The 21,357-nt window shown below is 66.6% G+C and carries 20 protein-coding genes and 1 pseudogene; 7 read left to right on the forward strand and 14 right to left on the reverse strand.

All coding sequences use genetic code 11. The annotated features are described in order from the left end of the window. Positions 1–292 precede the first annotated feature (292 nt). The 3 genes from AB4118_RS01005 to phbB are packed head-to-tail and all read left to right on the forward strand — an operon-like array spanning position 293 to position 2,452. The gene (locus AB4118_RS01005; RefSeq protein ID WP_441487965.1) at positions 293–1,471 is read left to right on the forward strand and encodes an acetyl-CoA C-acetyltransferase; all 1,179 of its coding nucleotides are present in this window, start codon (positions 293–295) and stop codon (positions 1,469–1,471) included. 9 nt (positions 1,472–1,480) lie between these two features. Beyond that, on the forward strand, positions 1,481–1,696 hold the full coding sequence (locus AB4118_RS01010; protein ID WP_441487966.1) for a DUF1737 domain-containing protein: 216 nt from the start codon (positions 1,481–1,483) through the stop codon (positions 1,694–1,696). Positions 1,697–1,729: 33 nt separating this feature from the next. Further along, a complete protein-coding gene (gene phbB / locus AB4118_RS01015; protein WP_441487967.1) occupies positions 1,730–2,452 on the forward strand; it encodes an acetoacetyl-CoA reductase in 723 nt (240 codons plus the stop codon). 104 nt (positions 2,453–2,556) lie between these two features. On the opposite strand, the pseudogene catB reads toward phbB, so the two are convergent. The 4 genes and pseudogenes from catB to pdxR form a co-directional block, all read right to left on the reverse strand. Beyond that, positions 2,557–3,189: pseudogene (gene catB / locus AB4118_RS01020) on the reverse strand (type B chloramphenicol O-acetyltransferase). A 132-nt stretch (positions 3,190–3,321) separates the two neighbouring features. Then, on the reverse strand, positions 3,322–4,548 hold the full coding sequence (locus AB4118_RS01025) for a histidine kinase (protein WP_441487968.1): 1,227 nt from the start codon (positions 4,546–4,548) through the stop codon (positions 3,322–3,324). A 31-nt stretch (positions 4,549–4,579) separates the two neighbouring features. Beyond that, positions 4,580–5,872 (reverse strand): adenylosuccinate synthase, encoded by a 1,293-nt coding sequence (locus tag AB4118_RS01030; RefSeq protein ID WP_113517094.1) that lies wholly within the window; start codon positions 5,870–5,872, stop codon positions 4,580–4,582. Between the two features lie 209 nt (positions 5,873–6,081). Continuing rightward, positions 6,082–7,500 carry a MocR-like pyridoxine biosynthesis transcription factor PdxR gene (gene pdxR / locus AB4118_RS01035; RefSeq protein WP_441487969.1) on the reverse strand — a complete coding sequence of 473 codons (1,419 nt, stop codon included), beginning with the start codon at positions 7,498–7,500 and terminating at the stop codon, positions 6,082–6,084. A gap of 95 nt (positions 7,501–7,595) precedes the next feature. Between pdxR and AB4118_RS01040 the strand changes: the two genes are divergently transcribed. Together AB4118_RS01040 and AB4118_RS01045 are read left to right on the forward strand one after the other, a co-directional pair. Then, positions 7,596–8,024 carry a cupin domain-containing protein gene (locus tag AB4118_RS01040; RefSeq protein WP_441487970.1) on the forward strand — a complete coding sequence of 143 codons (429 nt, stop codon included), beginning with the start codon at positions 7,596–7,598 and terminating at the stop codon, positions 8,022–8,024. Between the two features lie 11 nt (positions 8,025–8,035). Then, positions 8,036–8,488, forward strand: a complete 453-nt coding sequence (locus AB4118_RS01045; RefSeq protein ID WP_441487971.1) for a carboxymuconolactone decarboxylase family protein — start codon at positions 8,036–8,038, stop codon at positions 8,486–8,488. A 170-nt stretch (positions 8,489–8,658) separates the two neighbouring features. On the opposite strand, the gene AB4118_RS01050 is transcribed toward AB4118_RS01045, so the two are convergent. Together AB4118_RS01050 and AB4118_RS01055 are read right to left on the reverse strand one after the other, a co-directional pair. Beyond that, on the reverse strand, positions 8,659–10,371 hold the full coding sequence (locus tag AB4118_RS01050; protein ID WP_441487972.1) for a mucoidy inhibitor MuiA family protein: 1,713 nt from the start codon (positions 10,369–10,371) through the stop codon (positions 8,659–8,661). 99 nt (positions 10,372–10,470) lie between these two features. Next, positions 10,471–11,349, reverse strand: coding sequence for a type 1 glutamine amidotransferase (locus AB4118_RS01055; RefSeq protein ID WP_441487973.1), 879 nt, complete (start codon positions 11,347–11,349; stop codon positions 10,471–10,473). A 122-nt stretch (positions 11,350–11,471) separates the two neighbouring features. On the opposite strand from AB4118_RS01055, the gene AB4118_RS01060 reads away from it, so the two are divergent. Further along, positions 11,472–12,386, forward strand: a complete 915-nt coding sequence (locus AB4118_RS01060; RefSeq protein ID WP_441487974.1) for a DMT family transporter — start codon at positions 11,472–11,474, stop codon at positions 12,384–12,386. Positions 12,387–12,493: 107 nt separating this feature from the next. Here the strand turns inward: AB4118_RS01060 and bla are convergent, their stop codons facing one another. The 7 genes from bla to AB4118_RS01095 all read right to left on the reverse strand — a co-directional run bounded on the left by bla (position 12,494) and on the right by AB4118_RS01095 (position 19,319). Further along, positions 12,494–13,489 (reverse strand): class A beta-lactamase, encoded by a 996-nt coding sequence (bla, locus tag AB4118_RS01065; protein WP_441487975.1) that lies wholly within the window; start codon positions 13,487–13,489, stop codon positions 12,494–12,496. Between the two features lie 70 nt (positions 13,490–13,559). Then, positions 13,560–15,149, reverse strand: coding sequence for a phosphoglycerate dehydrogenase (serA, locus tag AB4118_RS01070; protein ID WP_441487976.1), 1,590 nt, complete (start codon positions 15,147–15,149; stop codon positions 13,560–13,562). 218 nt (positions 15,150–15,367) lie between these two features. Next, the gene (locus tag AB4118_RS01075; protein WP_441487977.1) at positions 15,368–16,543 is read right to left on the reverse strand and encodes a phosphoserine transaminase; all 1,176 of its coding nucleotides are present in this window, start codon (positions 16,541–16,543) and stop codon (positions 15,368–15,370) included. A 528-nt stretch (positions 16,544–17,071) separates the two neighbouring features. Beyond that, on the reverse strand, positions 17,072–17,320 hold the full coding sequence (locus AB4118_RS01080) for a hypothetical protein (RefSeq protein ID WP_441487978.1): 249 nt from the start codon (positions 17,318–17,320) through the stop codon (positions 17,072–17,074). Between the two features lie 142 nt (positions 17,321–17,462). After that, on the reverse strand, positions 17,463–18,134 hold the full coding sequence (locus AB4118_RS01085; protein ID WP_441487979.1) for an SOS response-associated peptidase: 672 nt from the start codon (positions 18,132–18,134) through the stop codon (positions 17,463–17,465). Between the two features lie 77 nt (positions 18,135–18,211). Beyond that, the gene (locus AB4118_RS01090) at positions 18,212–18,526 is read right to left on the reverse strand and encodes a hypothetical protein (RefSeq protein ID WP_069879203.1); all 315 of its coding nucleotides are present in this window, start codon (positions 18,524–18,526) and stop codon (positions 18,212–18,214) included. Between the two features lie 280 nt (positions 18,527–18,806). Next, on the reverse strand, positions 18,807–19,319 hold the full coding sequence (locus tag AB4118_RS01095; RefSeq protein WP_441487980.1) for a hypothetical protein: 513 nt from the start codon (positions 19,317–19,319) through the stop codon (positions 18,807–18,809). Positions 19,320–19,655: 336 nt separating this feature from the next. Between AB4118_RS01095 and AB4118_RS01100 the strand changes: the two genes are divergently transcribed. Continuing rightward, entirely contained in the window at positions 19,656–19,922 is a 267-nt protein-coding gene (locus AB4118_RS01100) for a hypothetical protein (protein ID WP_441487981.1), read from the forward strand. A gap of 6 nt (positions 19,923–19,928) precedes the next feature. Here AB4118_RS01100 and AB4118_RS01105 read toward each other — a convergent pair whose 3' ends face one another. Next, positions 19,929–21,170: an MFS transporter gene (locus AB4118_RS01105; RefSeq protein ID WP_441487982.1), complete on the reverse strand. Its 1,242-nt coding sequence runs from the start codon at positions 21,168–21,170 to the stop codon at positions 19,929–19,931. Positions 21,171–21,357 lie beyond the last annotated feature (187 nt).

A 21,357-nucleotide genomic window follows, 5' to 3' on the forward strand; every position in this document is an offset into this window, starting at 1 on the left:
TGCATCGCGTTGATCCGGGCCTGACATTTCAGGTCCAGCGGAACGATCCTCCCGGCAACGATAACCTGTCAGCCGCATGCTGCAAGTTTTTTGAACGTTTTTGAATCAATCTTACCAAGCGGAACGGCGGGAGGGGCGAGCCAGTGCTGCGATGCAGTACGGTCACCGGCACCCGATCCGCGCTCTCCCTCTCTTGGCCGGCTTGACGCGGCCGCGGCAGCCTTCGAAGGTGAGAGCCGAACCTGGTGGCCTGTCCCTGGCGAGCCATCACGACAACAGCGAGGAACTCTCCATGGCCGATACTGACATCGTAATCGTCGGCGCAGCGCGCACGGCGGTCGGCGCCTTCAACGGCGCTTTCGCCAACACGACGGCACACGATCTCGGCGCTGCCGCGATCAAGGAGGCGCTAGCCCGCGCCAAGGTCGAGGGCGGTGAGGTCAATGAAGTCATCATGGGCCAGATCCTGACCGCCGGTCAGGGCCAGAATCCGGCCCGACAGGCCGCGATGAAGGCCGGCATCCCGCAGGAAGCGACCTCCTGGGGCCTCAACCAACTCTGCGGCTCGGGCCTGCGCGCGGTCGCCATCGGCCTGCAGCAGATCGTCAATGGCGACGCCGACATCATCGTTGCCGGCGGCCAGGAATCGATGTCGATGTCGCAGCATGCCGCGCATCTGCGTAACGGCACCAAGATGGGCGACACCAAATTCATCGACACGATGATCAAGGACGGGCTCTGGGACGCCTTCCACGGCTACCATATGGGCACCACTGCCGAGAACGTCGCGACCAAATGGCAGATCAGCCGCGAGGAACAGGACAGGTTCGCCGTCGGCTCGCAGAACAAGGCCGAGGCTGCGCAGAAAGCCGGCCGGCTCAAGGACGAGATCGCTCCCTTCACCGTCTCGACCCGCAAGGGCGATATCGTCGTCGATCAGGACGAATATCCCCGTCACGGGGCGACGCTGGAGGCCATGGCCAAGCTGAAGCCAGCCTTCTCGAAGGACGGCACGGTGACGGCCGGCAACGCGTCTGGCCTCAATGACGGCGCTGCCGCTCTCGTCCTGATGACCGCCAAGGAAGCAGCCAGGCGCGGTCTTACCCCGCTCGCCCGCATCGCCTCCTGGGCCACTGCCGGCGTCGACCCGGCCATCATGGGCACGGGCCCGATCCCGGCGACGCGCAAGGCACTGGAGAAAGCCGGCTGGAAGATCGGCGATCTCGACCTCGTCGAGGCCAATGAGGCCTTCGCGGCGCAGGCGCTCGCGGTCAACAAGGACCTCGGCTGGAACCCCGATATCGTCAACGTCAATGGCGGCGCGATCGCGATCGGCCATCCGATCGGCGCCTCCGGCGCGCGCGTCCTGGTCACGCTCCTGCATGAAATGGCCAAGCGCGACGCCAAGAAGGGGCTCGCCACGCTCTGTATCGGCGGCGGGATGGGTGTCGCCATGGCGGTGGAACGCTGAGCCTTCACCATGGCGAAGCAGACGACGCTCTATCGCTATCTCACGGGGCCCGATGACGCAGCCTTCTGTCATCGGGTCTCGGAGGCCTTGAGCAGGGGCTGGGAGCTCTATGGCCCCCCGACCCTGACCTATGACGCCAAGGAACAGCGCGTCATCTGCGGCCAGGCCATCATCAAGGACGTGGACGGGCCCTATTCGCCCGACCTGAAGCTCGCGGAACAATAGCTCAAAAGACCAAAACGAAGAGGGGACAACCAGATGACGAAGGTCGCGTTGGTCACGGGGGGGACGCGGGGTATCGGCGGAGCGATCAGCCGGACCCTGCAGGCGGCAGGCTACAAGGTGGCGGCTAACTATGCCGGCAATGACGAGGCGGCGGCCAAGTTCAAGGCGGAAACCGGCATCCCGGTCTATAAGTGGGATGTCGGCGATTACGATGCATGCACTGCCGGCATCGCAAGCGTCGAGGCGGAGAACGGGCCGGTCGACATTCTGGTCAACAATGCCGGCATCACCCGCGACGGTTTCTTCCACAAGATGACCAAGGACCAGTGGTCCGCCGTCATCCGCACCAATCTCGATTCGCTCTTCAATATGACGCGGCCGGTGATCGAGGGCATGCGCGGGCGCAGCTTTGGCCGCATCATCGTGATCTCGTCGATCAACGGCCAGAAGGGCCAGATGGGCCAGGTGAACTACTCCGCGGCCAAGGCGGGCGATATCGGCTTCGTCAAGGCGCTTGCCCAGGAGAACGCCAACAAGGGCATCACCGTCAATGCGATCACACCCGGCTATATCGGCACCGACATGGTTGCCGCCATGCCGGAGGAGGCGCTGAAGCGTGTCGTTGCCGGTATCCCCGTCGGCCGGCTCGGCAAGCCCGAGGAGATCGCCCAGATGGTCGCTTTCCTCGCCTCGGATCACGGTGCCTTCACCACCGGCGCGACGTTCGCGGTCAATGGCGGGCAGTATATGGCGTGAGCGTGTTCGGGCTGTCGGCGCGAGCCGCGCCGACAGCCCTCAAGTCGAGGCGCCCGCGGCAAACGCGGCTTCGGCCTGGCGATGAGGGCAGGCGGGATGCGCCTTTACGCTGAGGCTTCCTGCCAGCGCCGGTACAGCCCGGCGATGTCGTTGGAGCAGAACAGATCCATGCCGTCCTTGATCTGCTCCAGAGGCCAATCCCACCAGGCCATCTCCAGCAGCATGGCGATGTCGGCTTCGGTGAAGCGCGTGCGGATCGGCCTGGCCGGGTTGCCGCCGACGATCGAGTAGGGCTCGACATCCCTGGTGACGAGGGCGCGGCTGCCGATCACGGCACCATGGCCGATCCGGATGCCCGGCATGATCATCGCCTCCGCACCGATCCAGACATCGCTGCCGACCACGGTGTCGCCGGCCGGCCGGAAGGCGTCGCGCGCACCGGCGAATGCAGGTTCTTCCGACATGTAGAAGAAGGGGAAGCTGGAGACCCAGTCGTTCCGATGCCCCTAGTTACCGGCCATCATGAAGCAGGCGCCGGTCCCGATCGAGCAGAAGCTGCCGATGATGAGCTTGTCGACATCGGCGAGGTCGGGCCGCAGATAGCGGGCACAGTCGTCGAAGGAATGCCCGTGATAATAGCCGGAATAGTAGCTGTACCGACCGACGATGATGTTGGGGTTGGTCACCTGTTCCGACAGAAGCCTGCCCTTGAACGGGCTTTCAAAGGCGTTCGCCATCCCGGCGTGCTCCCGTCGTTCAGCGCAAATCCAGAGAGATTGAAGCGGGCAGATGACCCGGAGCGATCGAAGGGAGATTCGGGAACCGCTCCGGGGCTTTACCGATCGGTGCCCGCGTCTCTTCTTCAGTGCCTAGCGCCAGCGTCCGAAGGCATCGTCAAGCGTCTGGCTGCCCGAGACACCCTTCTCGAAGGTGATGATGCCGCGTCGTCCGGACGCGAAACGCAGCGGGATGTCGATCCAGCTGCGCGTCTGCATCAGCTCGATATTGCGGTCGATTTCCACCGGCACATTCGAAAGCGCGGCCACGAAGAGATTGTCGCCGAGCGCGGAGGCGATGGCGGAGAGCGGTGCGCCCCGTTCGTTCTCGTCGGTCTTGAGCTGCGGCACGCCGACCTCGCGGATCGCGTCGGTCGTGGCATCACCTGTCCGCGTGAAGCGCAGGCCAATGATATGCGAGGCCGGGAAGGCGCTGTCGGTATTGCGGCGGATGGTGAAGTCGAGGCTCAGGCCGGCATCCGGTACCTCGACACTCGCACGCACGATGGTCTCGACCGGGCGACCCTGCCCGGCGCTCTCGCTGTCGAGCCGCCAGACGACCCGGCCATTGACGGCTTTCGGCTGCTGCGGGGTTTCCGGCACCTCGGTGTAGAGAATGGCGCGCTGGGCGACGGCGATCTCGCTGCCTTGTGAGGCTGTCGCGCCACCAGGCCGTGTGGCCGGTCCTGCGCCTGTCGCTCCGGCATCGCCGACCCGGTCGTTCAGCTTGCCGGCGCTGTCCGGCTGCGACTGCTGGACCTGCGCCTCGGTCCGAGGGCGCTGCGCCGCCGTGTCGGAGGGATTGACCTTGTTGACATAGAAGGCAGTCGCCGCGATCGCGACGACCGCAAGCGCGACGCCTCCGCCGACGATCGCGGTGCGGATATGACCGGGATCGACGCGGCGTTCGCGCGGAGGAGCGACGCGCGGGCGGACCGGCTGCGTGTCGACCGGCTCCTGGCTGTCGACCGGGCGGCTTTCGAACGGGTCGATGACGGGGCTCGCCCCGACCTCCTCATGGGCCATATCGGCCGGCAGAGCAGGCTCAGGCTCAGGCTCTGGTTCCGGAGCGGGGCGGATCGTCGTCGTGGCGGGGCGCTGGGTCTCAGCCTCGTCGTAATCGGCCTCGACACGCGACATCGCCTCGTCGAGCGCCAAGCGCTCGCGCATGATCTCGGCCTCGCCGACCGGTGGGTCGAGACTCCGCAGCTGGGCGACCAGAGCTGTCCGGGCGCGGTCATAGACCGCGCGGCGCGCTTCCGGGGACTTGTCGGGCAGCCCGGCGATCGCGCGCGCCAGGATGGGATAGAAATCGGCCATTGGCCTCAATTGTCCGTGTTGGGCTCGCCCGTCAACCCTCGAAAGGATTGTGGACGAGGATGGTGTCGTCGCGCTCGGGGCTGGTCGAGAGCACGGCGACAGTGGCGCCGATCAGCTCCTCGATGCGGCGGACATATTTGATCGCCTGGGCCGGCAGGTCCGCCCATGAACGGGCATTGGCGGTCGAGCCTTCCCAGCCTTCGATCGTCTCATAGATCGGCTCGACGCGGGCCTGATCGCTCTGGCCGGCAGGCAGATGCTCGAGCACGGCGCCGTCGAGGCGATAGCCGATGCAGACCTTGATCTCCTTGAAGCCGTCGAGGATGTCGAGCTTGGTCAGCGCGATGCCGTCGATGCCGGAGGTCTTCACGGTCTGGCGCACCAGGCAGGCGTCGAACCAGCCGCAGCGGCGCTTGCGCCCGGTGACGACGCCGAATTCCTTGCCCTTCTGGCCGATCAGTTCGCCGGTCTCGTCAAAGAGCTCGGTCGGGAAGGGGCCTTCGCCGACGCGGGTCGTGTAGGCCTTGGCGATGCCGAGCACATAGCCGACCGCGGAGGGGCCCAAGCCGGAGCCGGTCGCGGCCTGGCCGGCGACGATGTTGGAGGAGGTCACGAACGGGTAGGTGCCGTGGTCGACATCGAGCAGCGCGCCCTGTGCGCCTTCGAACAGGATGCGCTTGCCGGCGCGGCGCTCGGAATCGAGCAGCGCCCAGACCGTGTCGGCATAGGGCAGGACCTGCGGCGCGACCTTGGTCAGCTGCTCGAGCAGCTCGGAGGCATCGACCTCGCCGATGCCGAGCCCGCGACGCAGCGCGTTGTGATGGGCGAGCAGGCGCTCGATCTTGGCCTTCAGGATCGCGGGGTCCTTGAGGTCGATGACGCGAATCGCACGCCGGCCGACCTTGTCCTCATAGGCGGGGCCGATGCCACGCTTGGTCGTGCCGATCTTCAGCCCGGCATTGCTGGTCTCGCGGAAATGGTCGAGCTCGCGGTGCAGCGGCAGGATCAGGGTCGCGTTGTCGGCGACGCGCAGGTTCTCGGGCGAGATCGCGACGCCCTGGGCGCGCAGCCGCTCGATCTCCTCGACGAGATGCCAGGGATCGACCACGACGCCATTGCCGATGACCGAAAGCTTGCCGGGGCGCACGATGCCGGACGGCAGTAGCGAGAGCTTGTAGACGACGCCGTCGATGACGAGCGTATGGCCGGCATTGTGACCGCCCTGGAAGCGCACCACGACATCGGCCTGGCTCGACAGCCAGTCGACGATCTTGCCCTTGCCTTCGTCACCCCATTGGGCGCCGACCACCACCACATTCGCCATCGGACTGGTATCCCTGCCTCGTTGCCGCAAGCGCCGCGCACATGAAAAACCCCGACGCAAGGCCGGGGTTTCGGGGCAAGTCCTTGCAAGCCCTCATGGGCCAACATTGCGGCAAGGTCAAGATTGACCGCGTGCCGGAGAGGCGGCTGTCCGCACGGAGTTGCGCGCATCGGGCCTGATCCTGCGACCATCTGACACTCGCGCGCGGATCACCTGCCATCGAGCCGCACGAGTTCGATCAGCCTGGCGCAATCGGCCGCAATCCGCCGTTCCGCCAGATTGGTGATGCCCAGCAACAGGCCGCGGCGCTCGGGCGGCTCCGCATACCAGGGCGAGAGCGGCACCGGCGCGATCCCGAAGGGCAGGGCGCGCAAGGCGATGTCGATATCATCAGTGCCGGGCGGCAACTCCATCCGTACGGACAGGCCGCCGGTGGCATGGATGGCGAAAGCCCCTTCTGCGGTCTCCTGCAACTGCTGGAGCAGCAACTCGCGCCGTGCGCTGTAGAGCCGCTTCATGCGGCGCAGGTGGCGCAGATAATGGCCCTCGGCCAGGAAGCTGGCCACGGCATGCTGAAGCGCGGCGGACGGAGCCGGCGCGAGACAGGCGGCAATCGTGCCGAAGGCCTCCGCGACGGCGGCTGGAACCACCAGGAAGCCGAGCCGCAACGCCGGGCTGATCGTCTTGCTGAAGCTGCCCGCATGCAGGACGCAGCCATCCTGATCGAGCGAGGCGAGCGCTGGCGCGGCGCGTCCCTTGAGCTGCAACTCGCTGAGATAATCGTCCTCGACGATCCAGGCCCCCGCTTGCCGGGCCCAGCCGAGCAGAGCCAGCCGGCGTGCCAGCGACAGCGTCACCCCGAGCGGAGCCTGCTGCCCCGGGGTGACGACGGCCAGCGCCGCCTTCGGAGCGCGCCGTATGCCCTCGGTGACCGACAAGCCCTCGCCATCGACCGGCACCGGAATGGTCGTCATTCCTGCAAGCTGGAGGGCGCTGCGCGTCAGGGGAAAGCCGGGTTCTTCGAACCAGGCTGAGCGACCCTCGAGGCGCAAGGTACGGATGATGAGACCGAGCGAACCCGCAAAGCCGTTGGTGACCAGGACCTGGGCCGGCGTGCAGCGAATGCCGCGCGCGATGGCGAGATAGGCGGCGATCTCGCGACGCAGGTCCGGATGCCCGCGTGGATCGGGATAACCGACCGGCGCGACGGCGGCCTTCCGGGCAGCGCGCACCATCACGCGCGACCAGAGGGTGAAGGGGAAGGCATCCTGCGCCGGAACGCCCATCTGGAAGGCGAGCGGTGCGTTCTCGAAATCGGGGAACAGCTCAGGAAAGGGCGGCCTGTCTTTGGGTTGCTCGGCTGCCGCCAGCACCGGCATCCTGTCCGCGACGTGCGTTCCGGCGGCGCCCTGCGACAGGATCCACTGCTCGTCGCTCAGCCTCTCATAGGCGGCCCTGACGGTTCCGCGGGCGATGCCAAGCTGCGCGGCAAGATCGCGCCAGGACGGTAGGCGCGCCCCGCCGGCGAGCTGGCCCTCCCGGATCGCATCGCGAATGGCGGCGTGAATCTGCAAGGCGAGCGGCGCCTTGGCGCTGCGGTCGATCTGGATGCGGAGCGGAGCGGTCATCACATCATGGTATAGCCGTTTCTGTCGATCTTGGTGCTTTCTCATGCATCATCCGGCGCGCATTCTCCTGCCATCGAAATGAACGGAGAACGGAGATGAGCTTTCGAGCCTCTGCAGCCGGCGCGGCCCTGCTTGCCGCGCTCGCCCTTCCCGCCATCGCCTCGGCTCATTCGCCCAGGCCGGGGGGAGAGACGGTCAAGCCGGTATTCCGGCAGGCGATTCCCAACATTCCCGGCAAGAGCCTGGTCAGCGTCGAGGTGACCTACAAGCCCGGCGCGGCCTCGACCCCGCACCATCATGCCGGTTCGGCCTTCATCTACGCCCATGTGCTCTCGGGTGCGATCCGCAGCCAGGTCGATGACCAGCCGGCCCGGGTCTACCGGACCGGCGAGACCTGGTTCGAGGTGCCGGGCGCGCACCACACAATCAGCGAGAATGCCAGCAAGACCGAGCCGGCGCGCCTGCTCGCCGTCTTCATCGTCGACAGCACCGAAGAGGTGCTGACCACTCCCGATCACCAGTGAGGAGCGACTCCATGACCCAGCGTCTCGATTACACCAGCGTTTCGCCTGCCGGCATGAAGGCTCTTGGCGGAGTCTATGCTCATGTCGGCCAGTCCGGCCTCGCCAAATCCCTGGTCGACCTTGTCTATCTCAGGATCTCGCAGATCAATGGCTGCGCCTATTGCATCGACATGCATTCGCGCGATTTGCTCAAGGGCGGCCTTGCCGTCGAGAAGCTGGTGCTGGTGCCGGCCTGGCGCGAGGCGCCGAGCCTGTTCTCCGAGCAGGAGCGGGCCGCCCTGGCCTGGGCCGAAACGGTGACGCGTGTCGCCGACACCACCGTGCCCGATGCGGAGTTTGCGGCCGCCTCTGCCCAGTTCAGCGAGAAGGAACTGGCCGACCTGACGATCGCGATCGGCCTGATGAACGCCTATAATCGGATGGCGATCAGTTTCCGCGCCGTCCCTGCGGCGGTGCGGCGCTGAACCCTCGAGCATCGGCCCGAAAAGTGGATTGCGGTTTTCGGGAAAGCCGATGCAATCACAGAAGGCTGGAGCATCGGCCCGAAAAGTGGATTGCGGTTTTCGGGAAAGCCGATGCAAGCCCAGAAGTTGAGATCATCGGGCCGGATACGAGATCCGCGCCGATCATCCAGTCAGTTCTGCGCCAGCGGGCGCGGCATGTCTGCCGGCTGGATTGGCCTGGGTTCGAAGGTAACCTCGCGGTCCCCCGGCCATTTCAGGCGGTAGGCGAGCTTGATCTCCTTCTCCGCGCCGGGGGCGAGATCGAAGGTCCAGGCCGAGACGCCGCGCTTGTCGCCGACCTGTTTCTCGGTCGGCGGCGTGGTTTGCGGCAGGGTCTCGACCGTGATCGAACTGTTCTCCGAGAAGGGCACGCGTTCCATGACGGTGACCTTGACCGGCTGAGCGTGGAGGCTCTTCACCACAGTCCTGAATTCGCGCAGATCCGTGCGCGTCTGGCCAAGCCAGGTCGGCTCGTTCTCCCGGCGGCGCACCGGGGCGCGGCTGACCTTGAGCTTGTCATCTGCGCCGAAGCCGAGCTCGACCTTGTCGCCGGGCGCGACCAGCCCGAGCCGGCCGCGGCCGATATAAGCGCCGTCACGGTGCAGCAGGACCTCGCCTGGAAGCAGCGGTGCCTCGTCCTCGTGGAGGAAGGCGGCTTCGAGATAGGCTTTCTCCTCAAGCTCCGGCGTGGCGCGGGCCAGGAGCGTCGGGCTGACCTGGCCCTGGCTCAGCACCACGGCCTTGGACGTCGCGCCCTGGGGGACTGTGACGCGGCCAGGCACGATGAAGCTCGCCTGATAGGAGCTGGTCTCGACCTGGGCCGTCTGGACTTCTGCCGGGCGCGCCGAATCCGCCATCTTGCGCGACTTCGCGGCCTCGAATTCGGCTTCGGCCCTCGCCTTGGCCGCCGCCATCGGCGCCGGCGCAGCACTGACGCGTGTGCGGCTCTCATAGAGAACCGCCGCATCGAGGAAGGCGACCTGCACCGGGGCGAGCTCGGGTGCGCGCGTGCCGCCCGCCGAGCGCGTGGTCGAGAGGGTCAGCGCGACGTCGGTCCAGTCCTCGCCGGTGCGCTGGCGCAGCTCCGCGCGGCGAATGAAGGTGATCTCGGGCTTGGCGGCGGCGCTGCCGGTCGCCAGCCTGGCCTCATAGCTCGGCAGCCAGTTCGCGCTGGTGACGCGGTAGCTGACGGTGAACTCGGCTGCGAGCGGGGCCTTGGCCTCGACCGCGATCGCGACGTCGCGCTTGGGTGCATTGCCGCGGCCGGCCTGCGGCCTTGTGCGCTCCAGCGCTTCGATTTCAGCCTGCGTATCGGAGACGCGGCTGCGCGCGATGCGGAGCTCGTCATTGACCTTGACCAGCGCGGTGCCGATCGCGTCGAAGACGGCCGGCCAGTCGCTGATCGGCAGTGCCTTGCCGTCGGGGCCGAGCTTGTCGGGGCCCGTCTGGCCGAAGCGCTCGATGGTCCCGCGTTTGGCTTCGATCGCGCTGACCTGACCTTCGAGCGTCTCCTTCTGCTCGCGCAGGGCCTTGAGCTTGGTCTCGATCACCGCATCGAGGCCCTGCCTGGCATCGCCGGGAACGGGGCGGACATCGACCGCGCCAATCGCGAAGGCGCCGTCACCCTTGCCTTCGACACGGATCGAGGCGGGATCGACCGCCGCCGGTAGGCCACGCAGCACGACCTGCGAGGCCCCCTGCAGCAATTCGGCCTTGCCGAGCCGCGTCACCACCGCGCCATCGGGATAGACCGTGACCCGGTCGATCCGCGTCGGCAGTTCGATCTCGGCTGCGCTTGCAAGGCTCGGCGCGAAGATCAGGGCGGCGGCAAGTCGGCTCATCATCAGGCATTCCCCCGAGGCAAATCAGTGCGGCGGATTGGCGCGTCGGAATTCGGCGCGGCCAAGGCGGAATTGGGCCGGAATGCGGATGTGCCCTGGCTTTCAGGCCCTGGCGCGCATGCTCATGTGAGGCTTGACGCGATGTGCGATGAAATTCCGCAATTCGGTGACGCGCCGCTCGCTGTCCAGAACCTCTTCGTCGAGGCCGTGAGCCCAGGCAAGGTCATGCCGCGTCGGCTCGGCATCGAGCGCGTAGAGATCGGCAAGCCAGCTCTGCGCCGCCGCTTCGTCCTTGCGGAAACCTTCCGCGATCAGGGCTGGCACCATGCGCCCGAGGATCGAGGCGACCTGACCGAGCGGGAATTCGGGATGATACTGCACGCCCCAGAAGGTGCCGCCGTCATGGCGGATCTCGGCCGCATGCACGGCGCTGTAGGCATTCGAGGCGAGGACCGTCGTATCCGCCGGGGGCAGGGCGATGGTGTCGAGATGGATCGCGGGCGCATCGAAGCTGAGCGGGCGACCGGCGAGCAGCGGATGCGAGCGCCCGGCCTCGGTCAGGGTGATCTTGCGGGCGACGCCGATCTCGCGGCCCCTGGGGTTGGCGACGACGGTGCCGCCGGCGGCGACCGCGCCCATCTGGATGCCCCAGCAGGAGCCGAAACTGGGCGTGCCGCTGGCATAGATCGCCCGCATCAGCTCGATCTGGCGCGTGACCGACGGTTCAAGGTTGTAGATGTGCAGGGCTGAACCGGTGAGGAAGATGCCGTCATAGGACGAGAGCCCCGCACCGTCCGGCAGGTTCGCGCCGGCATCGGCGGGCAGGCAGATATCGGTGATGCTCTCGGGCGCGATCGAGCGCACGACATCGGCATAGGCTTCGCCCGGTTGGCTGCCATAGCCGGCAGCATGGCTCTCGCGCTGCTCCCGTGTGTTGCCATCGACGACGAGCAGGCGCAGCGGTCTCGAAACATGCAGCATGGTGGCAAACGCCTCTTGGGAGGGATGCGTCGGGCGACGGGCAGCCTTGCGCCTCATCTCATAGGATGCGACGGGGACACAAGGCTATTGAAGCGCATTCCGCCCCCGCACAGGCCGCAACCTTGTCCCCAGCCACCTCCCTGCCGCAGCGTGTCTGGGGCAACGCCTACCTGCTCCTGATCCTCACCACCTTGATGTGGGGCGGCAATGCCGTGGCGAGCCGGCTTGCCGTGGGGCAGATCTCGCCAATGGCGCTGACCTCGCTGCGTTGGGTTTTCGTCTGCGCGATCCTGCCGTTGATGCTGCGGCGCGAGCTGAAGCACTATGCGCCGGTCCTGCTGGCGCATCGCTGGCGGATCATCATGCTCGGCGCCCTTGGCTTCACGGCCTTCAACGCGCTGATGTACCTCGCGGCCTATTCGACGACCGCGATCAATATCGGAATTCTGCAGGGCTCGATCCCGGTCTATGTGCTGATCGGGGCCTTCATCGCCTATCGCACGCCGATCGGCTGGATGCAGGCGATCGGCGTCGCGGTCACCATGCTTGGCGTCGTGGTGACGGCGAGCCGCGGAGACTTCGCGACGCTGGCGAATTTCAGTTTCGTGCCAGGTGACGTCTGGATGATCATCGGCTGCGTCTTCTATGCCGGCTACACGGTCGGGATCCGCTCGCGTCCGGCCGTGCCGGGGCTGGTCTTCTTCACGGCGATGGCGATCGTCGCCGGCATCGTCTCGCTGCCGCTGCTCGGGCTCGAAATCTGGAACGGCAGCGTCGTCTGGCCGACCCGCGAAGGCTGGGCGATCCTGGCCTTTGTCGTGCTCGGGCCGTCGCTGCTCTCCCAACTCTTCTTCCTGCGCGCGGTCGAGCTGATCGGACCTGGCCGGGCCGGCGTCTTCGTCAACCTGGTGCCGGTCTTCGCACCGATGCTCGCCGTGCTGATCCTGGGCGAGCGACTCGCGCTCTATCACGGGCTGGCGCTGGCGCTGGTGCTCGGCGGCATCTGGATCGCCGAACATCGCGCCTCCAGGGCGTGATCCCTTAGATCAACGGATCGGATATCATATATCCAGTCCGATGATCTAACCTCCTGTATTTGCATCGGCTTTCCCGAAAACCGCACTCCACTTTTCGGGCCGATGCTTTAGTTCAGGCTCTCGACCGCGAGCTTCGCCACGGCTGCATGCGCCGCTTCGCGCGCTGTGGCATCGGCCTGCGCGCCGGCAAGATAGACCGCGATCGCGAAACGCCGCCCGTCGGGCAGAGCGACGATCCCGATATCGTTGGTGGCGCTGTTGATGCCGTCGAGCGTGTCGCCGGTGCCGGTCTTATGCGCGAAACTCGCGCCAGCGGGGAGGCCGGCCCTGACCCGCTGGGCGCCGGTCGGTGATTTCAAGAGGATCTCGGTCAGAAGCCGGTCATGCGCCGGCTCGCGCAGCCAGTTGCCCCTGGCGAGGCCTTCGAGAAAGGCGATCGAGGCCTCGGGCGTGGCGGAATCCCGAGCTTCGCCCTTGATATAGCTCTCCAGCGCCGGGCGCCGCTTCTCCCTCGGCATGGCCGCGATCGCGGCCTCGAAGGCTTCGTCGTCGATGACCTCATCCCAGGCGAAGGCCGGCAGGCCGGCGATCTCGGGCTGGAATTCGCGCTCATAGCGATCGACCGAAATTCCGGCGATGCCGCCCTCGTTCAGCATGGTCGTGACGACCTTCGGCCCGCCGGTCCGCTTCATCAGCACGTCGGCGGCGCTGTTGTCGCTTGCCCCGGTCGAGCGGGTCAGAAGATCCGTGACCGTGTAGCCCTGTTCCTCACCCTTGAAGCCCTTCTTCATCGGGCTCCAGTAGGGCGCGAACTCGGTGCGCTTCACGCGGATCTCCTGGTCGAGCCCGAGCTTGCCGGCCTCGACCGCCTGCAGCACCGCGATCGCGAGCGGCAGCTTGAAGACGCTCTGCATCGGGAAGCGCTCCTGCCCGCGATGCGACCAGCTCTTGCGGTCCTTCAGATCGATCAGCGCGACACCGAGGCGGCCCCTGGCATCCTGTTCGATGGTCTTGATGCCGCTGTCGAGCTTTGCCCTGTCCCAGTCGGCGAGAGCTGGCGTGGCAACGAGGCAGGCGAGGGCGAGAGCGGCGAATCGCGGCATGAAAAATCCCCTGTGGCGGGGCCACAGGGGATCTGGATTGCGGCGCCGTTTGGGCGCGATGCCGGCGGCTTCAGAACTTCAGCCGGCGCGCCCGCTTCACCATCGGGATCTCGTGGATCTTGGCGAGCAGCTCGTCCGAGATCGCCTCGTCGACGGCGACATAGCAGATCGCATCCCCGCCCGGCTTGTCGCGGCCAAGGCTGAAGGTCGCGACATTGACGCCGGCCGCCCCGAGCAGCGAGCCGAACTGACCGATGAAGCCCGGCTTGTCGGCATTGCGGACATAGAGCATGTGCGGCGCGAACTCGGCATCGATCTGGATGTCGCGGATCTCGACGATGCGCGGCTTGCCGTCCTGGAACACCGTGCCGGAGGCATGGCGCGGCATGTCCTCGGCATCGACGACGATGCGGATGACGCTTTCGAGATTGCCGGCGACCTCGCGTGTCATCTCCTCGACGACGATGCCCTTCTCCTTGGCGATCATCGCGGCGTTGACCATGTTGATCTCGGGCAGGAAGGGCCGCAGCACGCCGGTGATCGCGGCGGCCGAGATCGCCTTCAGATTGAGCTGGGCGACCGCGCCCTCATACTCGATGCGGATGCCCTTCACGGCGGCTTCGGTCAGCTGTCCGAGGAACGAGCCGAGCTTTTCGGCCAGCGCGACGAAGGGCTTGATCCGCGGCGCTTCCTCGGCCGAGATCGACGGGAAGTTGACCGCATTGGTGATCGCGCCCTTGAGCAGGTAGTCCGACATCTGCTCGGCGACCTGGAGCGCGACATTCTCCTGCGCCTCATTGGTCGAGGCGCCGAGATGCGGCGTGCAGACGACGTTCTCCAGCCCGAAGAGCGGGTTTGTCTCGGCCGGCTCAGCCGAGAACACGTCGAAGGCGGCGCCCGCGACATGGCCGGACTTGATCAGCTCGGCGAGTGCTGCCTCGTCGACCAGGCCGCCGCGCGCGCAGTTGATGATGCGCACGCCCTTCTTGGTCTTGGCGAGATTCTCGGCCGAGAGGATGTTCTTCGTCTTCTCGGTCATCGGCACGTGCAGGGTGATGAAGTCCGCACGCTTCAGCAACTCGTCGAGCTCGACTTTCTCGACGCCGAGCTGCACGGCCCGCTCCGGCGAGAGATAGGGGTCGAAGGCGATGACGCGCATCTTCAGGCCGATGCCGCGCTCGGCAACGATCGAGCCGATATTGCCGCAGCCGATCAGGCCGAGCGTCTTGGCGGTGATCTCGACGCCCATGAAGCGGTTCTTCTCCCACTTGCCGGCCTGGGTCGATAGGTCAGCGGAGGGGATCTGCCGTGCGAGCGCGAACATCATGGCGATGGCGTGCTCGGCGGTGGTGATCGAATTGCCGAAGGGCGTGTTCATCACGATGATGCCGCGCGCGGTCGCGGCCGGAATCTCGACATTGTCGACGCCGATGCCGGCGCGGCCGATGACCTTGAGGTTCTTCGCCTGCTCCAGGAGCTTGGCGGTGGCCTTGGTCGCCGAGCGGATGGCGAGGCCGTCATACTCGCCGATGATCGCGGCGAGCTTGTCCTTGTCCTTGCCGAGGCTCGGATCGAAGGTCACGTCGATGCCGCGATCCTTGAAGATCTGCACGGCGGCGGGAGAAAGAGCGTCCGAGATCAGGACTTTGGGGGCGGTCATGGGGAATACCTCGGTTGCCCGCGCATGAGGGCGGGCCAAATGGGGAAGGTCGTCATGGCCGCCGCTTGCGGCGACCATCCACGTCTTCGCGCGGGTCAGGCGCGCGCCTGGACAAAAGGCGACCGGCCTCAAAGTCTTCGACCCGCACGCCATCGGCGTCGCAAGGCAGAATGGTCGGGCGTGGCCCGACCATGACGTTGAGCGCGGCGCAGCTGCGCTTACGCCGCCTTCTTCAGCCCGGCCTTGGCCTCGTTGAAGGCATAGGTGATCCAAGGCAGCAGCGCCTTGACATCGCGGCTCTGCACGGTCGCACCGCACCAGATGCGCAGACCGGGAGGGGCGTCGCGATAATGCCCGAGATCGAAGCCGGCGCCGGCCTTCTCGATGATCGAAACCACCTGCTTGGCAAAGGCCGCCTGGGCGTCGGCCGGCAGCGCCGTCACCGCCGGGTCGGTGAACTTCAGGCACACCGAGGTGTTCGAACGCGTCTTCGGCTTCACCGCGAGGAAATCGATCCAGTCATTCTCGCGCACGAACTTGGCGAGCACGCGGGCATTGCCGTCGGCGCGCTTCACCAGCCCTTCGAGCCCGCCGACCTTCTTCGCCCAGTGCAGCGCATCGAGATAATCCTCGACCGCGAGCATGGAGGGCGTGTTGATCGTCTCGCCGACAAAGATGCCCTCGGAGAGCTTGCCGCCGGAGGTCATGCGGAAAACCTTCGGCAGCGGCCAGGCCGGCTTGTAGGTGGTGAGACGTTCGACGGCGCGTGGCGAGAGCACGATCATGCCATGGGCCGCTTCGCCGCCCAGGACCTTCTGCCAGGAGAAGGTCGTGACATCGAGCTTGCCCCAGTCGAGGCGTTGGGCGAAGGCGGCCGAGGTCGCGTCGCAGATCGTCAGGCCCTCGCGGTCATCGGCGATCCAGCTCGCGTCGATGACGCGGACGCCAGAGGTCGTTCCATTCCAGGTGAAGACGACGTCGCGATTCCTGGTGTCGACCTTCTTCAGGTTCGGCAGCTCGCCATAGGGCGCATTGAAGATGCGGACATCGCTGAGCTTGAGCTGCTTGGCGACATCGGTCACCCATCCCTCGCCAAAGCTCTCCCAGGCGACCATGTCGACGCCGCGCGCGCCGAGCAGCGACCACATCGCCATCTCGACGGCGCCGGTATCGGAGGCGGGCACGATGCCGATGCGGTAATCGGCCGGCACCTGCAGGATCTCACGCGTCAGGTCGATCGCAAGCTTGAGCTTGTCCTTGCCGATCTTGGCACGGTGCGAGCGGCCGAGCGCCGCGTCTGACAGGGCTTTGAGGGACCAGCCGGGGCGCTTGGCGCAGGGGCCGGACGAGAAATGCGGCACGCGCGGACGCGTGGCCGGAACAGTATTCGCCATCGATGTCTCCATCCTTACAGATGGGCGCGCCGCGTTGGGGCGGCGTGTCCCGTCGATGGGGGTAGGGGATCAGGGCGGGGGGAGTCAAGCGGCGGGCTTATTGTAGCGCGAACAATCAAATGGCAATGAACGAAGGATCAAATGGTGACAGATTGGATTTCAGAATAGCGGTTGCCGCGCCACGGCCAAGAAGTCACTAGCGGTGGGATTGCCGGGAGCAGGAAGCCCGCCCCGAATGGCACCCTCGAAATGTCACGTCACGTATTTGATAGCCACTGTGCGGCATCAACCAGCTGACTCATCGTTATGGTGCTGGCGTGGTTCATCCCTTGGGTTGAGCAATGCGCCGAAAGCCGGTGTTGAATCTCTTGAACGTCGGCGCTCTGCTGGGACCAGCCGAGGTGAGCTTGGTTTCGTCCGCCCCCCGGTCAGAGCCGGGCTGGCAGGCGACTGCCGGGCCGGCTCGCCCAGCCGCGATGACAGAGTAAAGCCTGCTGGACGTGTAGCCACGATCGAGCCTCGCCCGGCTCAATCCCCCGTCATCGTCATCTCTGCATCCATCGCCTTCATCTTCGGATTGGCGGCACAAAACGCCCTGATCCTGGCTGCGACATCGGCCGGTGTCCTGTCCCTGGCGGCATGGCCAGCCGGCTTGTGGCCGCCATTCCTGAGATAGGCGGCGCAGGTCATCTCCGGGTCGGTGATCGCGGCTGACGCCGGGGAGGAGAGGAGGAGGCAGGCGAAAGCCGCGGCAAGCGCGCGGGAGGCGAGAGGCATGATGGTTGTCCTGAACGGCCGGGCCATGCGGCCCTTTTGCGCCGCTCCTGCACCGCCCGGCCGTGCGGCGCAACGACGCTGACCGACGCCCTGGTCTGCAGGCAGGGCATTGCAGAAGAGCCAGGGTTTTCGCGTGAGCCGGCTAACCCACCGGCATGATCGTCGCGGGATCGTCATCGCCGACGCCGCTCTTGTTGACGCGGCGGTCGACGATCCAGTCGCGTAGCGCCGGCGGCGGATCGGTCAACAGCTTTTCGCCGGCGGAGCCGTCGAGCCAGGCGTCGAAATCCCGGGGATGCAGCATGCAGGGCATGCGGTCATGCAGCGTCGCGATGCCGGCGACGGGATCGCGCACGATGATCGTGCAACTGATGATCTCCTGCCCGCTCTCCGGGTCTCTCCAGCGCTCCCAGAGCCCCGCGAAGGCGAGCAGGGCGCCGTCGGCGGCGCTGATGAAATGCGGGGTCTTGTCGCCCTTCGGGCCGGTCCATTCGAAGAAGCCGCTGGCCGGGATGATGCAGCGCCGGCTCCTGAAGGCCGAGCGGAAGGTCGGCTTCGTCGCCACCGACTCGACACGGGCGTTGAAGGTGGCGCCGACCTCGTTCGGCCTGCCCTTGTGCCAGGGCGGAATCAGCCCCCAGCGCGCCGGGATGAGTTCGCGGCCGAGCGGCGTCCTGACGATGATCCGCACCGTGTCGGTCGGCGCGAGATTGTAATGTGGCTGGAGATTGGCCCGCTCGGTCGGCACCGTCAGCGGCTGGCTGAAGGCGACGATCTCCTCCCAGGTAAAGGCCTGGCTGAAGCGTCCACACATGGCGTCATCTCCCGACCGGGAAGGGCAGGATGATGCCGTGGCGGTGGCGCTGTAAAGCGCGGCGCGCTCGCGCCCGTTCAGATCTTCTTGTCGGTGATCACGCCGGTCCGCATGGTGCCGCTTGCTTCCAGCTGCTTCTTGATTTCGTCGCGGATCTTGTCGGCGATCTCGCCCTTGGCCTTGGGATCGAGCTGGTCGAATTGTTCCTTGGTCAGACCGAACTTGGCGAGCATGGCGGTGTGCATGCGCTCGGCCGGCGTCATCTGGGCGTGCTTGAGGAAATCCGTTTCCGCCGTCTTCTGCGCGGCGGACTTGTCGGCGACCTTGGCAACGGTCTTGAAGGCATCGGCAAGCGATGTCGCCGGCTGGGACGACGAGATTGAAATCGACATGGCAACCTCCGGGCTGGTTGCACGCGTCACGCAAGGGGCGGGCCAGCGATGCTTCCGGAGAAGTCTTTGTTTCTCAATGCTTTATTGATTGTCTTCGGTGCCGCTGCACACGCAATCCCGGCAGGCGGGAAGAAACTGCCGGGCAATTCCTTCCCGGGACGCTGCGAGGACCCCCCTCCCGCATCGAAATCGGGTGTTCCCGACTTCGATACTTCCGAGAGCTGATCTCGGGCAGGCCCGAGATCAGGGAGAGGGGGAAGCGGGGCGCGGCGCGTCTGTCTCAGACGCCCTTCAGCTTGGTGTTGCACTGGCTGTAATAGCCACCGCCCTTCTGGATCCATTTCAGGTCGCCATTGCCGCCATTGGCCTTGTTGATGTTGTACTGGTCGTTGCAGGTCTTGAAACGCTGCTTGCCGGCGGTCTCGGAAGCGTATTTCGGGTCGATTTTGGCCGGGAAGACGGCATTGCCCATGGCGGCCGGCATGGCGGCGTGCGGCTTCGACTGGGCCGGCGCGGCGGCGGGAGCTGCCATCTGCGGCTTCGGTTGGGCGGCCGGGGCAGCCGCGGGGGCAGCAGCCGGCGTCGCGGCCGCCGGCGTGGCGGCTTCGCTGCACTGGCTCTTGCGGAAGTCGTTCCAGGATTGGCCACCCAGCGTATTGCCGGTCTTGGCGGCGTTATACTTCGTGCTGCATTCCTTCATCGTCAGGGCCTGGGCCGGCGTCGCGGCCGGCAGGACGAAGCCGCCCGCGAGCGCAAACAGGCCGAGGGCAAGCGCAGTGCTGGTCTTGGTCATGGTCATCGCCTCCTGACGGGGCATGCCCGTCGGCGGAACCTGGGCCGGGCGAGCGCATCCCATCCCGGTCAGGTCTCCGGAAAAGAGGATATTCCTCGTAAAATGAACGGTCCATGAGGGATTTCGGCCCTGACGATCACGGTTTTGAGGTTGTCGGCCCATGCGTCGGATGCGGCTGCGCCCGAGACGAGGTCAAGCATGGTGGGAAGGGGCCGGCGCTTCGCATCTTCTCCGGCCAGAAGAGAGGCGCCGGGTCCATCGTTGTGCCACCGGGCTTGACCGCGCCGCTTCCGTCTCGTCCATGGGGCCAAACCAGCAGAGGAACCGGAGACGGACATGGCCAGGAAGACGCCGGAGCAACTCACCAAGGAGTTCGAGGGCCGCAAGGCGAAGGGGCTGGCCAAGGGCGGTGCCGCCTATTGGCCGAATGTTCTCGCGAACGCGGTGCTGAAGCTCGCAGCGAGCGGCAACGAGGTCAGCCTCGCGGCGCTGAGCGAGCAGCTCTCCAGGGATGCCGAGGCGCAGGACGTCACGCTGAAGGCGGGCGCGGCCGAGGCGATCGCGCGGCTGGGCCAGGCGGTGGCGCGGGCCGCGGAGGACTAAGCGGCCTCAGCGGTTCCCGCCCGCGAGCCTGCTTGCCTCGGGAAGCCGGCGTAGCCGCCACATGGCCCAGCAGCCGGCGGCGGGGCCGAGCGCCAGCACCGAGAAGGCCGCCGTCCACCCGAAGGCCGAGACGAAATGCGGCACGAGGTGAATCGAGACAAGCGTCACCAGGAAGCCGGCGCAGGTCTGCGCCGTGATCATGGTCCCGACCAGCGAGGGCTCAGCGAGCTCGGCGACGCTGGCCGAGAACTGGGCGGAGTCGGCCACGGCCGAGATGCCCCAGAGGATCGCGACGACAGCCAGCATGACAGGGGCTGCGGCGAGCCAGCCGATCGCAAGCGCGCAGGCGCCGCTCAGCGCCATGGCGCCGATGGTGACAGCGGTGCGGCCGAGCCTGTCGGCCAGCCAGCCGCCGAGCCAGGCGCCGAGCGCGCCGGAGGCGACGGCGAAGAAGGTCAGCACTGCGGCTGCGCCGTGCCCGGCCTGCGGACCGCGGCCGGCGATGGTCTGCTGCAGGAACACGCCGAGCCAGGCCCACATGGCGTAGAGCTCCCACATGTGGCCGCAATAGCCGGCATTGGCGAGACGCAGCGCAGGGTTGCGCCAGGCCTGGGCGAACTGGCCGAGAGCGAGACCGGCGCGTCGGACGAGATGGGGCCCGAGCCCGGCAAACAGGATGAGGACGGCGCCGCATAGCGTCGAGGCGGCGGCGCCGAGATAGATGCCGCGCCAGCCTATGCCCTCGAAGGCACCGAGCAGATGCGGGCTCGCCGAGCCGATGACGAGGGCGCCGACCAGGAGGCCGATCAGCAGGCCGAGGTCCCTGTTCGCCCAGGTCGCGGCGATGCGCATGCCGACCGGATAGATGCCTCCCATGCACAGGCCGGTCAGGACCCGCAGGGCGATCGTCACCGGCCCGACCGGCGGCAGCAACGCGAGCGCAGCGGTCAGCGCAGCCGCTGCCGCGCCGGAGAGAGCAAAGAGGCGGCGCGGATCGAAGCGGTCGGCCAGGCCGAGCAGGCTGCTCGCCAGCGTGCCGAGGACGAAGCCGGCCTGGACGGAACTGGTGAGCAGCACTTCGCTCAGCGGGTCGAGCGGCTGCTCCCGCCGGATCGCCACGATCGCCGCGGCCGAGGCGAACCAGGCCGCCATTGCCAGGGTTTCGGCGAGGAGGAGGAGCGCAAGCGAGCTCGCCTTCGCGGCATAGGGGGTGGTGGTCCCGCCGGGAGTTCGGAGTCCAGGATGCATCGCTCACCGGCCTTCTGCGCCCGTGCGGAACCGTCCGAAGGCGCTCTGGCGTCTCCTATAGTATACGTATGGCTTCTATAGAAGACGATTCAGGCATGAGGCATCATTTTTCGGGTCGAGCCTCTTGAGCGGACGGGCGAGACGCGGAAGAGCTTAGGATCCGCCTCAGAAGCTGACCATCGAGAGT

The sequence above is a fragment of the Allobosea sp. 2RAB26 genome, from assembly GCF_052115465.1.
Taxonomy (GTDB): Bacteria; Pseudomonadota; Alphaproteobacteria; order Rhizobiales; family Beijerinckiaceae; genus Allobosea.